The sequence below is a fragment of the Marinoscillum luteum genome, from assembly GCF_044005705.1.
Taxonomy (GTDB): domain Bacteria; phylum Bacteroidota; class Bacteroidia; order Cytophagales; family Cyclobacteriaceae; genus Marinoscillum; species Marinoscillum luteum.
The window spans coordinates 246,792-262,415 of record NZ_JBIPKE010000020.1; the positions used below are offsets into that span (position 1 = coordinate 246,792).

The window sequence follows — 15,624 nt, forward strand, 5'->3', positions numbered from 1 at the left end:
ATAAAAAATCCCAATGGGCATTCCATTGGGATTTTTTATTGCATTATTTAAAAACTCCACACAGTCAGATTTCGGTTAATGGTCAGTCCACCCACTCGGCCATAAAGAGGTTGGTATCTCTGTTTCCCCCATTGAATCGATTGGAAGCCCACACCAGATACTTCCCATCAGGGCTAAACATGGCGAATGAATCAAAAACCGAATCAAAAGTAACTCGCTCCAACCCTGTACCTTCCAGATTGAACATGTACAAGTTGAATGGAAACCCGCGCTCTGCTTCGTGGTTAGAAGAAAAGATCACCTTCTCTCCTGAGGGGTGAAAAAATGGTGCCCAGTTGGCATTCCCCAGCTTGGTGATTTGCTTAAGATCACTTCCATCTGCATTGCAAACAAAAAGCTCCATTTCAGTAGGCTGCACCAGTCCTTCTGCCAAAAGTCCCTTGTAAGTGGCTATTTCCTCCTCAGTCTTTGGTCTGGAGGCTCTGAAAATCAACTTTTCTCCATCAGGTGAGAAAAAGGCCCCTCCATCATAGCCTAGCTCATCTGTGATCTGAACTACATTTTCACCACTCATATCCATGGTATAAAGCTCCAAATCTCCAGAGCGCATAGAGGTAAAGACTATTCTATCGCCTTTCGGAGAAACCGTAGCCTCAGCGTCGTATCCGGCTGTATGAGTCAGCTGTTTCAGGATATTTCCATTCAAATCTGCCGTGAAAATATCATAGTCCGCATAAATTGGCCACACATATTTGCCACTGGCCGATCGCATTGGACTTTCAGGGCAAAGTGAATCTCCTAAATGGGTGGAACCATACACGATGGTGGTGTCTCCCGGAAGAAAATAGGCGCAGGTAGTCCTTCCCAGACCCGTACTAATCATAGGGGGTTGATACCCCGCCTCCGCTTTGGATATATCCAGTTTGAAGATCTGATCGCAAGCCACACCCCACGCATCAAAATCAGATTGAAAAATCAGTTGATCACCACCGAAAGACCAGTAGGCTTCGGCATTATTTCCTCCCCAGGTGAGCTGCTTCACATTTTTAAGATGAATCTCTTGCTCATATTTCAAAGTATCTGATTCCATACCTTCAGAAGTAGTATCATTAGGGGTGGTTTGGCATGATGTTACGAAAACAATTCCAAGTATATAAATTAAGTGTTTCATCGGGTTTATCTTAGTCCACGCGAAACTAATACATATCTTCATGATCATGCGGACACCTCTTTTCATTTTCGTTTCCCTTGTACTATACAGCTGTACTCAGTCATCTCCAGACTTCCTCAGTCAGGCCCGTCGTGATCTGTCCATTCTTGCTAGTGACTCTCTGGCCGGACGTGAAGTGGGTACTGAAGGCGAAGCATTAGCCGCAGCATACATTTCCAAACGATTTGAGGCACTGGGGCTTCAGCCTGCCGGTACTGCGGGATGGAATCAACCATTTTTTGTGAAAGAATCACAAAATCCTCATGAAAAACCCATGCTTTCGGCTGAGGACTCCACCGCAGGAACTTCAGGAAAAAATGTCATCGGACTGATGGATAACCCTGGAGATGAGGTAGTCATTATAGGAGCTCACTTTGATCACCTGGGTTATGGTGGCTTTTCGTCTCTTCACCGGGGAGACTCAGCCATACATAATGGTGCTGACGATAATGCAAGTGGGATCACCGCCATGTTTCTCATTGCGGAAATGCTACAAAGCAAAAACATCCAAACTGATGTCCTTTTCATTGCTTTTTCAGGAGAAGAAAAAGGACTATGGGGCTCAAACTTTTTTGTAAAAAACCCAACGATTGACCTTAGCACAGTTGATTTTATGATCAATATGGATATGGTGGGCAGACTTGATTCAGCCAAGGGAATGGCCATACACGGCACAGGCACAGCCCCTCAATGGTCACAAGTCATTGACACGACCAATACAGTTAATTTGAAGGTGATCAAAAAGGCATCTGGTATAGGTCCCTCAGATCATACTTCGTTTTATCTTCAGGACATACCTGTACTCCATTTCTTCACTGGTCAGCATGAGGATTATCATAAACCCACAGATGATGCCGAGCTCATCAACTATGAAGGGATAGTTCGCATCGCTACTCACATCACCAATATCATCACTTATCTCGATACCCAACCTAAACTCACTTTCCAGAAAACCAAAGATGAATCCAGCCAGGGTCCACGTTTCACTGTATCACTAGGGGTGGTGCCGGATTATTTATATGATGGAAAAGGGATGCGCATTGATGGTATCAGTGAGGACAAACCAGCTCAAAAAGCTGGCCTGGAGGAAGGTGATGTGGTTATCCAGCTGGGTGATAGCACTGTGATTGATATGATGAGCTACATGCGAGCCTTGTCCTCATTCAAAGCTGGAGACGCCACGGAAGTAATTGTGAATAGAAATGGCGAAAAACTGGCGTATGACATTCAGTTTTAAATGAGAAAATTTATCCCCTTGCTTCTTCTGTGGTCTTGCCAGACTTCCGAACCGGCTCAGATGATTCTGGATCGTCACAGGGAAACTGTGGGCGAAACTTCCAATATCAGGTCTCTGACCACTCTATCCAACTGCATGGGGCCGGAGGGTCAATACACCACCTATACCGCCTCCTCTTTCACAGACGATTATGTCCTTTTCCAGCAGGATTACACCTATAAGCCAAACCCCTTCTATGCCCTTATTTTGACGAAAGATGAGGGCTATGGCCTGGATGAAAACATGGTCATACAGGGCCCACTTTCCAAACCCATTATTGCTGTTTTGAAGGCCCATGAGTTTCACGAGGTAATGCTTCAGCCGGAGAGTCGATACTTTAACATGCGACTGCTTGAGGATACTACTTTTTTTGACCAAAAGTGCCACCAATTAATCGCAAGTGACCATCTGGGGCTTCCGGTTCGCTTATATTTTGATCAAAAGTCACGTCTCATGGCGGGGATCTCGCAGGTCAATCCCTACAAAAAAGGAGAGATCATTCAGGTACATTTCGAAAAGTGGAACAAGAAAAACAGCCCCGTGATCTTCGAGCAACTTACCATTCTCCAGGGGTCCGAAACCTATACCTTTGATTACGAGTCTGTAGATTTTTCCACTCAATCAATCGTAAAAATGACATTCGGGCAACCCTGAAGCGCGCCCCTCTGAGTTTCCTACTTAATGTGCCTCCACGGCCATTCCCATTCAGGGAAGCTCCACGCGCTACTGAAAACTAATGAACATATCCACAAGTTTTCCACAGCATAGAAATACCCGACCTACATGACCCAATTGGCCGTGGGATTTTCTTATTTTGTTTTTTGTTGCAATAAGCAAACCACCACACTTCATGTACTTAATCTTTGATACGGAAACCACTGGTCTTCCCAGGAACAAAACGGCACCTCTTACCGATTTTGACAACTGGCCCAGACTGGTACAACTGGCCTGGCAGCTACACGACGCAGAGGGAAATCTAGTTTCTCAAGGTAATCATGTCGTAAAACCTGAAGGGTTCACCATTCCCTTCAATGCCCAAAAAGTACACGGTATCTCCACCGAGCGCGCACTTGAGGTGGGAGAAGACCTGAAGGGTGTACTGGACAAATTCTCTGCGGACGTTCAGCGCGCTAAGGTTTTGGTTGGACATAACATTGAGTTTGACAATAAAATCATTGGGGCAGAATACTTGCGCACAGACCAGGAAAACCTCCTGGAAGCCTACCCCAATATCGATACTTCCACAGACACAGTGGAGTTCTGTCAGCTCCAGGGAGGTATCGGCGGCAGGCTCAAGCAGCCGAAGTTGATAGAACTTTATACGAAATTATTCGGAAAGCCATTCGATGATGCACACGATGCGGCCTACGATGTGGACGCCACAGCCAGGGCATTTTTTGAATGCCTTCGAAGAAAAATCATCAAAACATTTGATGATACTGACCCTTCCAAAATCACTTATGAAGCTCCCGATCTGGAAGCAGCCAATTTTTCCTGGGCTCGCGAAAAACGTACCGGACGGGCCAGCAATGAAGAAGTAGCTGTAGAAGACATTAAAGGCCCTTTTTGCCATCTGCATGTTCACTCTCAGTTTTCTGTGCTTCAGGCCACCCCCAATGTGGAGTCTATCGTGGCTAAAGCCAAAGCTTTTGACATGCCGGCGGTGGCCATTACTGACCTGGGCAACATGTTCGGAGCTTTCAAATTTGTGAGAGCGGCACTCAATGCGGGCATTAAACCCATTGTGGGGTGTGAGTTTTTTGTAGCCGAAGAGCGATTGAAGCTTCAGTTCACCAAAGACAATCCCGATCGGCGCTTTCAGCAGGTGCTGATGGCCAAAAACAAAAAAGGCTACGAAAACCTGGTTAAGCTTAGCTCCTATGCCTACATAGAAGGGCTCTATGGACTCTACCCAAGGGTGGACAAGGAACTGATCAAAAAATACCGCGAAGGGGTGATCGCTACCAGTGGCGGGCTCTATGGAGAAATCCCCCACCTGATCCTGAACGTAGGTGAGCACCAGGCAGAAGAAGCCTTACAGTGGTGGCTGGACCTGTTCGGAGATGATTTCTATCTGGAAATCAACCGACACGGACTGGATGAGGAAAATCACCTCAACGATGTACTCATCGGTTTTGCCAGAAAGTACAATGTAAAGATGATCGCGGCTAATGAACTCTTCTACCTTGACGAAGAGGACTCTAAGGCCCACGATGTACTTATTTGTATCAAAGAAAATGAAAAGCAGAGTACGCCCATCGGCCGTGGAAGGGGTTTCCGTCCAGGGCTAAAAAACTCAAAGTACTACTTCAAGGACCAGGAGGAAATGAAGGCTGCATTTACTGACCTGCCTGAGGCCATTGAAAACATTGCGGAACTCATCAGCAAAGTAGAGGAGTTCAAGCTGGAACGTGATGTGCTCCTTCCGGCTTTTGATATCCCGGAGGAATTTAAAAACCCAGAAGACGAGGTTGATGGAGGTAAACGTGGGGAAAATGCTTACCTGAGGCACCTCACCTATATTGGCGCAAAAAAACGCTACAAAGAAATCACCGAAGAGATCAAGGAAAGGCTGGATTTTGAGCTGGCCACCATCGAAAACACGGGCTATCCCGGGTACTTCCTGATTGTGCAGGATTTCACCAGCAAGGCCCGCGAAATGGGCGTGGCGGTAGGTCCCGGAAGGGGCTCTGCCGCAGGATCTGCGGTGGCCTACTGTATAGGAATCACCAATGTAGACCCCATTGCTTACGATCTCCTGTTTGAGCGTTTCCTGAATCCAGACAGGGTATCACTTCCCGATATTGATATTGACTTTGACAATGAAGGACGGGAAAAGGTGATAGACTATGTGGTGAAAAAATACGGGTTCACCCAGGTGGCTCAGATCATCACCTACGGTACCATGGCGCCAAAGTCAGCCATAAGGGATGCAGGGCGAGTCATGGAGCTACCACTGCCGGAAACAGACTCCATTGCCAAGCTGGTACCCGAAAAACCAGGAGCCAAATTCTCCAAAATCTGGGGCGAGGTACCCGAACTCGAGCGAATGCGGAGAGGCAAAGACCTCCCCTCTCAGGTGCTGAACCAGGCGGTAATTCTGGAAGGTTCACTCAGAAACACCGGGGTACATGCCTGCGGGATTATCATCACACCAGATGATATGACCAATTTCGTACCACTCGCCAAATCCAAGGACTCAAGCCTTCTTGTCACACAGTTTGACAACAGCGTGGTAGAATCTGCCGGAATGCTGAAAATGGACTTTTTGGGTCTGAAAACACTTTCTATCATTAAAACAGCGATAGAGAATGTAAAAAAACGGCACGGCATAGTCATCGATATAGATGAAATCCCACTCGATGACCCTAAAACCTACGAACTCTATCAAAAAGGTGAAACCAACGGAACATTCCAGTTTGAATCTCCGGGCATGCAGAAGCACCTGCGGGCGCTCAAACCCGATAAACTGGAAGACCTTATAGCCATGAACGCCCTGTATCGTCCGGGACCTATGGAATACATCCCGGAATTCATCGACAGAAAACATGGCCGCTCCAAGATTCAGTATGATGTGCCAGACATGGAGGAATACCTGGCTGAAACCTACGGAATCACGGTCTATCAGGAGCAAGTAATGCTGCTCTCGCAAAAGCTGGCCGGCTTCACCAAAGGTGAAGCTGACGTTTTGCGTAAGGCGATGGGTAAGAAGCAAAAGCAGGTGCTCGATAAGATGAAACCCCAATTCATCGGGCAAGCCAAAGAAAAAGGACACCCGGAAGACAAACTGGAGAAAATCTGGAAAGACTGGGAAGCCTTTGCAGCCTATGCCTTCAATAAATCACACAGTACCTGCTACTCTGTGGTGGCTTATCAGACCGGTTACCTCAAAGCCAACTATCCGGCTGAATACATGGCCTCTGTGCTCACGCATAACCAAAGCAACATTGAAAAAGTGAGCTTCTTCATGGAAGAATGCCGTAATCAGGGCATCAAAGTGTTGGGACCTCACGTGAATGAGTCAGGCCTCAACTTTGAAGTGAATGCCGCCGGCGAGATCCGCTTTGGACTGGGGGCCATCAAAGGTACTGGTGAATCTGCCGTGCTGGCGATAATTGAAGAACGAGATGCCAATGGCCCATTCAGTGATCTGTTTGATTTTGCCTCGAGGGTAAACCTCAGAGCTGTGAATAAAAAATCATTCGAAAGTCTGGCTAAAGCCGGAGGATTCGACTGTTTCGATGAGTTTCATAGACGACAGTACGTGGAGCCTGATGAAGAGGGGGCCAGTCTGATCGAAAAGGCCATTCGCTACGCCAATAAACTTCAGCAGGAAGAGGACAGTGCGCAGGCTTCCCTGTTTGGGGGGGGCAGTGAGTCCAATGTAGTGATGCGCCCGCGCATTGGCAAAATAGAGCCCTATGGTGAAATAGAAAAGCTCAACATAGAGCAGGAAATGGTGGGCCTGTACATCTCGGGACACCCATTGGATCAGTACAAGTTTGAGATGAAATACTTCACCAACACCAAGCTCAGCGACCTGGTGGACCTGGAGAAGCTTCAGGGTAAAGAGATCAAATTGGGTGGTATGATCACTGAAGTGGCACATCTCACCACCAAAAAAGGGAAGCCTTATGGGCGCTTCAAAATCACAGGCTACTCAGACAGCCATGAGTTTTTTCTCTTCTCACCCAGCTACCTGGATTTCAAGGCATACCTGGAGAAGGGTTGGTTCATCTACATGACGGGAATTGTGCAAAACAGATGGAGCGGTACCGACCTGGAGTTTAAAATCACCAGCATGGAGCCACTGAGCGATATTCGTGAGCGCATGGCCAAAGGGATAGAACTGCAAATGCGGTTATCCGATGTGAGTCCGGCACTCATCGGAGAGCTGGAGCGCTATGGCCAGAAATATCCCGGAAACAACGTATTCAAGCTCAATATCATGGGTGCTTTTGAGGAGCGAATGATCAATCTGGAGATGATGAGCAGGAAAATATCTGTGGACATCAATGACGACCTCATCAAGGAGCTGGACAGGCTGGAAGACATCAGCTACCGGGTGCTGACCAGCTGATCTTTATCCCTATTGTCCGAGAGACAACAAATGAATACTTAAATAAAAAGTGGATCAACAAAAAGCATATCTTTGCCGTTATCAACTTGAATTATAATTATTAACTGATATAAAAATGGCACATCCATTAGAATTAACTGATCAAAATTTCGAAGAAATAATCAATACCGATAAACCCGTACTTGTGGATTTCTGGGCGGAATGGTGCGGACCTTGTAAAATGATCGCCCCTGTAGTGGAAGAGTTGGCTGCTGACTATGAAGGCAAAGCTGTGATTGGCAAAGTAGACGTGGACTCAAACCCTGAGATTTCTGCAAAGTTTGGCATTCGCTCTATCCCTACCCTTTTGGTATTCAAAAACGGTGAGATCGTTGACAAGCAAATCGGAGCGGTTCCGAAAACTGCACTGAGCGAAAAGCTGGATAAGCAACTGGCTTAATTCCACTTTATAGAAAAGCTTCAAAAAACCGGCCTGGGCCGGTTTTTTTATGTCCTCAATTCCTTCAAAAATAATAGTTGAGAGTGAAAAGTTGGTCAAAAGATATCTTGTTGGCCCATCTCAGATTGAGTCGACTACCTCGCTCTTCCCCCTCTGATATCTCTCCATTTTGCTGATCCTCTTCCCTCCTTTTTCCCTGGCTGGCACTCATGACCACCTGAGCCAGATTGGTCTCTATAGAGAGCTGATCAAAAATGAAATAATACAGCCCCATCTTCATATCCATGTGAATGGCATTGGTCCGGATTTCATTCCTCCCCCTAGCATAGGATTCTCCTCCCAGGGTATCATAATGATGGTAAGAGTTCTTCTGAATTGTCCTCAAATAGCCCATTCCAGGCTGCACATAGGCACCAAAATCACCATGGATAGGAAAATAATATTTCAGGAAGGTTCCAAAACCAAAGCTCACGCTACTGCTATTGTTTTCATAATTTCGGTTATAATATTGGCTTTGCTGACTATGATTGGCTGATCCAAGCTCCATATCAATACCCACCATCACATAATCCTTGAAAAAGCGGGCATAGTAGGGTGAAATGAAGAAGTTGCTGGATTGATTTGAATATTCATCACCAAAGAAGGATCCTATCACGTTTTCAGGATCATTACTTTCCGCTTCTGAAAAGTTGATAGAGATTCCCCCTCCCAAAATTCGGTTTCCCATTTCAAGGGAGCTTTGAGAATAAGTGAGGGCACATGAAAAAACAAGAACAAACGCAGCAGTATTTTTTTTGGCTCGAAAAGGGCTCATATACGGGTTTTTAGGAGGTGAAAAAACCTAACTCCCGCAAAGAGCATACCAGACCGTTACCTAAATTATTAAAAAAAGTTAATCACGAAATTGCTCGCCCGTCTTCTTCTCCATTAATCTCACCAAAAAACCTGCGTCCGATACATGTTCAAGGATCACTTTGATCAGGAAGGTCAGTGGAACAGACAGCAACATGCCTGCTGTTCCCCACATAAAGGCCCAAAAAACCAGGCTAAATAAAATAGTCACAGTATTGATGGAGAGTGAGTCTCCCGTCATTTTGGGCTCTACGATGCTGCCCATAACGATTTGTACGCCTTCCAACGCTAAAAACAGAAAGAACACCTCGGAAATACTGGTGGCTGTCAGTCCCCCAATGATCAACGGGGGCACGATGGCTATGAGCGATCCCACATAGGGAATATAGTTGAGCACAAAACCTAAAATACCCCAGAGTAAAGCATACTGTATACCAAAAGCCCAGCTAATAAGCCCTATACCCAGGCCGGTCATCAGGCTCACCACGGTTTTCACTTTGATATAAATACTAATTGAATCTTTGACTCTCCGAAAGGTATCCGATGCTGAAGATTCCTCTCCAGCTCCATTTTTGCCCATGATATAGTTGATCACCTTTTCGTATTGGGCAATGGCTCCCAGTAGTCCGGCGAAATATAGAATGGTCATGAGGAGCTCCGTGGCAAACCCACTCAGGGTATTGAGAAAAGACCCTGAAAGTGACAATACCTGATCTGTAGGTACTACTCTGGAGAGGTATTCTTTTAGTTCGTCTTCCTTCAGCTCACTGCCCATGAGAGAGGTCACCCGATCAATCATAGGTTTAAGCTCAGCAGTCACACCTGCCAGGATATCTTCCCTGTTGCTGACAAATGCACTCACCGCATTGTAAAACAGAAATCCGATGAGTAAAAAAGCAATTACTGAAAAAATGGTGGTCAAAACCACGCTCACATTCAGTGAAAACTTTCGCTTGAAAAGACTCACCAGCGGCTGCAGCAAAATGGCAAAAAACAATGCAAATGCCAGTGGCACAAATAGATTACTCAACATTTTGAGCAAATAAAGAATTACAATGGCCAAAAAAACCACTAAAATATTCTTGATCACACGGAGTGATCGGGCCATATCATCAGTTTGTTCCTTCATGGGGTAAACATTTGTGGGTGTTCGTCTTCGAAAGGTGTAAGTGCTTGCAAATATCTGGCAAAAGAAAGGATACTTGCTTCATCAAAGTGATTTCCTATCAAAGTAATTGTTCCCGAACTTCCAGCTTCATAAGATCCATTAGGCAGCACTACACACGGATGCCCCGTCAGGTTGGTCATCAGGAGCTGATCACCGCCAAAACTGGGAGCAATCAGCACATCGATATCAGCCATCATCTCATTGAATTGCTGAACCAGTAAATAGCGTAATCTATTAGCCTGTATGTACTCTACGGCAGGGATGAACCGGGCACTCCTCAAGACATTTGGCCAGGCATTGATGATCTGACGGGTAAGTTCATCATCCTGATTGCTCCGGGTAAGCTCATCGAAAGCCGCGGCAGCCTCTGCGGAGAGGATGAATCCGAGGGCGCTTGTGGGGATCTCAGCAGGCAGCTCCTTTTCGATCATTTTTATCCCCTGATTCCTGAGCAAAACCAATGTAGTACTATCATTGCTTTTGTTGTAACCGGAAGCTTCAAAAATCCCTTTCAAATAGCCCACCCTAAGGTTTTTTACCTTGTCCGCCTCATACTCATAATTGAATGGGTAGTCCTTTAGCACTTCCAGGTCCTTGCCATCTGATCCCCTGATGGCATCAAAGACCAGAGCCAGATCCGTGGCATCCCTGCACATGGGCCCGAGCTTATCCATGCTCCAGCTCAGTGCCATCGCTCCATATTTGCTCACCCGACCAAAGGTGGGTCGCAATCCCATGATCCCACATCTGTTGGATGGTGACACGATAGATCCCCACGTTTCACTGCCGATGGCAAAAGGCACCAGACCGGCGGCCACTGCAGAAGCCGGACCAGCGGATGAGCCACTGCTGCCCTGCTCCAGATTCCATGGGTTTTTGGTGACACCACCATACCACACATCACCCCAGGCCAGTGCGCCCAATGTAAGTTTGGCCACCAGCACCGCGCCAGCTGCTTCCAACTTCTCCACCACTGTGGCAGTATAGTTGATTTCCTGATCTTTAAAAGGCATAGCTCCCCAGGTGGTTTTATACCCTTCTACCGCCAATAAATCCTTCACGCCATAGGGAATGCCGTGCAATGGGCCTCTGTACCTTCCTGCTGCTATTTCCTCATCTGCCTGTTTGGCCTGCTCCATGGCGAGCTCTTCAGTCAACGACACCACACACTGCAGGGTATCCCCAAATCGCTTCAATCTGCTCAGATACATCTTCGTCAGTTCCAGTGAAGTTACTTTTCTTGTTTGCAGTAGAACTGACAGTTCGGCCACCGAGTAGAATGCCAACTCCTCTATTTTGGCGGGCATCTCCACCTGGCCAGGTAGCTGAAAATCCACCTCCAACTGTTCAGATGAAATATAATCGAGGTTTACAGGAGGCACGAACACCAGCGAATACGGGAGGTCGTTGGGTAGGGGTTGCATGCGAATTTTTTGAAAATCCGAAAGGTTATCCTCCAACCCTCCACGTAGTGAATCCACTTCCTCCTGAGTAAAATCCAGTCCGAAGAGCTTCATGGCCTGAAAAATGGAATCCTGCTGACCCTGAACAACCAATACACTCAGGCAGGTTATAACAGTGAAAATAAGTTTTCTCATGACTTTGATAATTTGAAGGGTTTCAAGAGCAGACATACTCCAAAATAAGGAGCTATTTGCTCTTTCACATGATCAGGAAGAAAGGTAAGACAGGAAATCCATTTTTCGCCGGTGGCGGATGAAGAAAGTTGAGTAGTCAAACAAAAAGGGCAGGCCTCTTGCGAAACCTGCCCTTCTCATTTCATAGGCACCGTAGCCCCTATCAAATGCCAAACTACTGTTCGGATGCCCTCTAAAGTTTATTCCAGGGAAACCCCAAAATTTTCTTCAAAATTGACCTTCGAGCCACGCTAAGCGATGCCTTAGCGTTCACCTAACTTTTGCCCTACTGGCCAAGAAACTGACGTTTCAGCTTCCTATCCCTCGTTTGGTAATTCTAAGGTAGCATCAATATTTACAATCACAAAGTTTTGATTATCAATGTTTTCCACCAGTTTTCCATAGGCTTATACCCTGGTTATACCCGGCTTTTGCACAGTCTTATCCACAATGTGCCCTGTTTTGTTAAAAAAAGCTAAAGACACTGCCACTCATGTAACTTCCGCATCCTTAGGTCGGTACTCTCAGTTAACTCAACCAAACCTAAAGGTCATGATCAAGAACTACCTAAAAATCACCCTCCGACATTTACTGAGGCAACCGGGCTACGCCGCTCTTAACATTCTGGGCCTCACCATCGGTATTGTGTCCAGCCTTCTCATTGTACTCTACCTCTACCATGAGGTCAGTTTCGATCAGCAACATACCAAAGCTGATCGCATCTACCGGATTTCTTCAGACATCAAGGAGCCAGATAATGCCTTCAGATGGGCAGTGACCCAACTTCCATTGGGTAGAACTGTGAAAAGTGAATTTTCCGAAGTGGAACAATATGTGAGGTTTATCGGAAACGGACGCACCCGATTTTCGAAAAACGATATCAGCTACTATGAAGAAAACATTTTCATGGTGGACAGTACGGTCTTCAATGTTTTTGACTTTAATCTGACCTCCGGAGACCCTCAAACCGCACTGGAGGGCCCCAACTCCATAGTGATCAGCCAGAGCATGGCCGATAAAATCTTTAAGGGAGAAAACCCCATAGGACAACTGCTCAAAACAGATCGCAACAGTCTGGAGATTACCGGGGTATTCGCTGATGTACCCAAAAATTCCCACATTCGGCCTAATGCCATGATTTCGGCAAGCACCGCAGATCGAAACAATTCTCAAAACTGGGGCGGATTTGGGATATACACCTATGTATTACTCAACGAAGGAGCCGACCCTGCTGACGTAGAGGCCAAACTCAATGACATCATTGAAAAGTATGTGGCCGTCATCTTTGATCAGTTCGGTATCAAAATTCGATACGAGATGATCAATATTGCCGACATTCACCTCTACTCCACTTTTCAGGGAGAGCCCGAGCCCCTCGGCAATATCAAATACATCTACATTTTCGGGGCAGTAGCCATCTTCCTGATCCTCATCGCCAGCATCAACTACATGAACCTTTCTACCGCCAGGTCTATGAAACGCGCACTGGAAGTCGGTATCCGAAAGGTAATGGGTGCTCAGCGCGGCATGCTCATCCGACAATTTATGACAGAGTCCATTCTGCTCACAGTCTTCGCACTTTTTCTGAGCCTGCTGCTCCTACTAATTCTCGTACCCGTGCTGAACAATCAGCTGCAAACCAACCTCAGTATTGGCAATTTGCTAGCCCCGGGTGTACTTCTAGCCATTGGCATCATGTTTCTCATCACAGGTGTTCTCAGTGGTAGCTACCCGGCATTTTATCTTTCAGCCTTCAAGCCCATTGTGGTACTCAAAGGAAAGGGAGGCCGCGCCGGCAACAAAGTACTCAGAAGTATCCTCGTGGGCATTCAGTTTGCTATTTCCATTTTCATGCTGGTGGGCACACTCATTATCTACGATCAGATGCAGTATCTCCGACACAAAGACCTGGGATTCGACAAAGATCAGGTACTGAGATTGGTATTGGACAATGATGCTGCTCGTGAGAAATGGCCAGTACTCAAAAACAAACTACTGGAAAACCCCAACATCAAGGGAGCCACTACCTCCACCACTTCCCCCGGACGTGGATTTGGTAAAAATGTCATGAGCGTGGAGACCAACGACGGCACAATGGAACAGTATGGTGTCGATTCTTACGGAATCGATTATGATTACTTGCCGGTATTAGGAATTGATCTAGCTGCCGGTAGAAACATCTCTTCCAATTACCCCACAGACACTGCTTCAGCGGTAATGATCAACGAAGCTATGGTGGCCCGTATGGGGTGGTCAGACCCTATTGGGAAAAAGTTTCAGTTTGACCAGGACAGCACCAAATTTCACAAGGTCGTGGGAGTGGTCAAAGACTTTCACCAACGATCTCTGTACGACCCCATTGAAGCACTTCTCTTTATTCCGAGCCTGAACAACTCCAATGTGCTGATAAAAGTAGGTGGTGACTTAAACGCTTCCATTCGCAGCATAGAGACTATCTGGAATGAGGTATTTCCCAATATGCCCTTTGAATACAGCTTTTTGGATGAAGACTTCATGGAGCAGTATGAAACTGACCAGCTCAGAGGACGCCTGTTCCTTGGTTTTTCGGTGATGATGATTTTCATCGCCTGCCTGGGGCTCCTGGGCCTTGCTTCTTTTATCGCGGAGCAGCGCACCAAGGAAATCAGTATCAGAAAAGTGCTGGGTGCCAATGTTTCTGGTCTGGTGACCCTGCTGGTTAAGGATTTCATCATCCTTGTCGCATTGGGAGCCTTACCGGCCTTTGGGTTTGCTTACTACTTCATGGGTGAATGGCTGGACACCTTCGAATACCACGTAGAGATGAATTATCTGCTCTATATTCTGGTGCTCGTTATCATCTCAGCCATCACGGTGGTCACCACCGGATACCATGCGCTGCGGGCCGCCAGCAGCAATCCTGCAGAGAACCTGAAATACGAATAAGTTAAGTGACAGAAGCAGGGCCTGGGAGTATAGAATCGCTTTCTGGCCCTGCTTTATATTTTGTCGCTAGCTTTAACTTATGAAACAAGCATTCGCCCTTCTGCTTGCCGCCCTGGGCTTCTTCCAGGTGGCAGCTCAAAAAAAGGTAGCCATCACCTATGATGACCTGGTCCTCAATGGGCCCTATATTTCTCTGGAGCATACCATAGCGGTCAATCAGCAAATCATCGCTGATTGCGCAACGTTTGGTGTCCCGGCAGTAGGCTTTGTCAATGAAAAGAAACTTGATGTTACTGGTGAAACAGTCGCCAGAATAAACATTTTGAAGTCCTGGCTGGATGCGGGCCTCGAGCTCGGCAATCATACCTATAGTCATCCTTCGCTCTCCAGAACCCCTCTGGAGGAATATCAAAATGATGTGATCAAAGGTGAGGAGGTCACAAAGGCGCTCATGGAAGAACGTGGACTAACCCTGAGATACTTCCGGCACCCATACCTTCATACAGGCCCGGACAGTACCACCAAGGCCTCCTTCGAAGCTTTTCTAAGTGCTAGGGCTTATGAAATAGCTCCGGTGACCGTGGATGGTTCAGACTACATATTCAATACAGTATATGTGGATGCACTCCGGGCCGGAGACACCTCCCTCATGCAAAGAACAGGCGCCGCCTATGTAGCCCATACCCTTCGAATGTTTGACTTCATGGAAGAAGTAGCCAAAGAGGTGATAGGAAGAAACATTGCCCACGTTTACCTGTGCCATGCCAATGCCATCAATGCCGACTATATGGGCATCCTCTATCAGGAACTAAAGCAGCGTGGATATGAGTTTACCTCATTGAAAGAAGTATTGCAAGATGAGGCCTACCAGCGCAAGGATTACTATTTGGGCAAATGGGGCATCAGTTGGCTTTATCGGTGGGACAAGGAAAAATCGACAGAATGGTTGAAAATAGAACCGGAAATTGATCAGGAAATTTTATCCTTGTATAACAATCGATAAAATCTGAAAACCCCGTAAATGTGCGCTGCACGAC

General features: G+C 46.6%; 10 protein-coding genes. 6 read left to right on the forward strand and 4 right to left on the reverse strand.

What is annotated here, in order from left to right; genetic code table 11:
• Positions 1-82 precede the first annotated feature (82 nt).
• Positions 83-1,090, reverse strand: a complete 1,008-nt coding sequence (locus tag ACHKAR_RS18980) for a TolB family protein (protein WP_395418972.1) — start codon at positions 1,088-1,090, stop codon at positions 83-85.
• A 127-nt stretch (positions 1,091-1,217) separates the two neighbouring features.
• Here ACHKAR_RS18980 and ACHKAR_RS18985 point away from each other — a divergent pair, with 127 nt between their 5' ends.
• From ACHKAR_RS18985 to trxA, 4 genes are all read left to right on the forward strand, one after another.
• Positions 1,218-2,447 (forward strand): M28 family peptidase, encoded by a 1,230-nt coding sequence (locus ACHKAR_RS18985; RefSeq protein WP_395418973.1) that lies wholly within the window; start codon positions 1,218-1,220, stop codon positions 2,445-2,447.
• Entirely contained in the window at positions 2,448-3,140 is a 693-nt protein-coding gene (locus ACHKAR_RS18990; RefSeq protein WP_395418974.1) for a hypothetical protein, read from the forward strand.
• Positions 3,141-3,336: 196 nt separating this feature from the next.
• Positions 3,337-7,566: a DNA polymerase III subunit alpha gene (gene dnaE, locus ACHKAR_RS18995; RefSeq protein WP_395418975.1), complete on the forward strand. Its 4,230-nt coding sequence runs from the start codon at positions 3,337-3,339 to the stop codon at positions 7,564-7,566.
• Positions 7,567-7,681: 115 nt separating this feature from the next.
• The gene (trxA, locus tag ACHKAR_RS19000; RefSeq protein ID WP_159581329.1) at positions 7,682-8,005 is read left to right on the forward strand and encodes a thioredoxin; all 324 of its coding nucleotides are present in this window, start codon (positions 7,682-7,684) and stop codon (positions 8,003-8,005) included.
• A 64-nt stretch (positions 8,006-8,069) separates the two neighbouring features.
• On the opposite strand, the gene ACHKAR_RS19005 is transcribed toward trxA, so the two are convergent.
• The 3 genes from ACHKAR_RS19005 to ACHKAR_RS19015 all read right to left on the reverse strand — a co-directional run bounded on the left by ACHKAR_RS19005 (position 8,070) and on the right by ACHKAR_RS19015 (position 11,623).
• Positions 8,070-8,732: a hypothetical protein gene (locus ACHKAR_RS19005; RefSeq protein WP_395418976.1), complete on the reverse strand. Its 663-nt coding sequence runs from the start codon at positions 8,730-8,732 to the stop codon at positions 8,070-8,072.
• A gap of 165 nt (positions 8,733-8,897) precedes the next feature.
• Complete coding sequence (locus ACHKAR_RS19010) at positions 8,898-9,986, reverse strand: AI-2E family transporter (RefSeq protein ID WP_395418977.1); 1,089 nt, start codon at positions 9,984-9,986, stop codon at positions 8,898-8,900.
• Entirely contained in the window at positions 9,983-11,623 is a 1,641-nt protein-coding gene (locus tag ACHKAR_RS19015; RefSeq protein ID WP_395418978.1) for an amidase, read from the reverse strand. Before ACHKAR_RS19015 ends, ACHKAR_RS19010 begins: the two co-directional genes overlap by 4 nt.
• A 591-nt stretch (positions 11,624-12,214) precedes the next feature.
• Here ACHKAR_RS19015 and ACHKAR_RS19020 point away from each other — a divergent pair.
• Positions 12,215-14,587, forward strand: a complete 2,373-nt coding sequence (locus ACHKAR_RS19020) for an ABC transporter permease (protein WP_395418979.1) — start codon at positions 12,215-12,217, stop codon at positions 14,585-14,587.
• A gap of 79 nt (positions 14,588-14,666) precedes the next feature.
• Positions 14,667-15,590 carry a polysaccharide deacetylase family protein gene (locus ACHKAR_RS19025; protein ID WP_395418980.1) on the forward strand — a complete coding sequence of 308 codons (924 nt, stop codon included), beginning with the start codon at positions 14,667-14,669 and terminating at the stop codon, positions 15,588-15,590.
• The last annotated feature ends 34 nt before the right edge of the window (positions 15,591-15,624 follow it).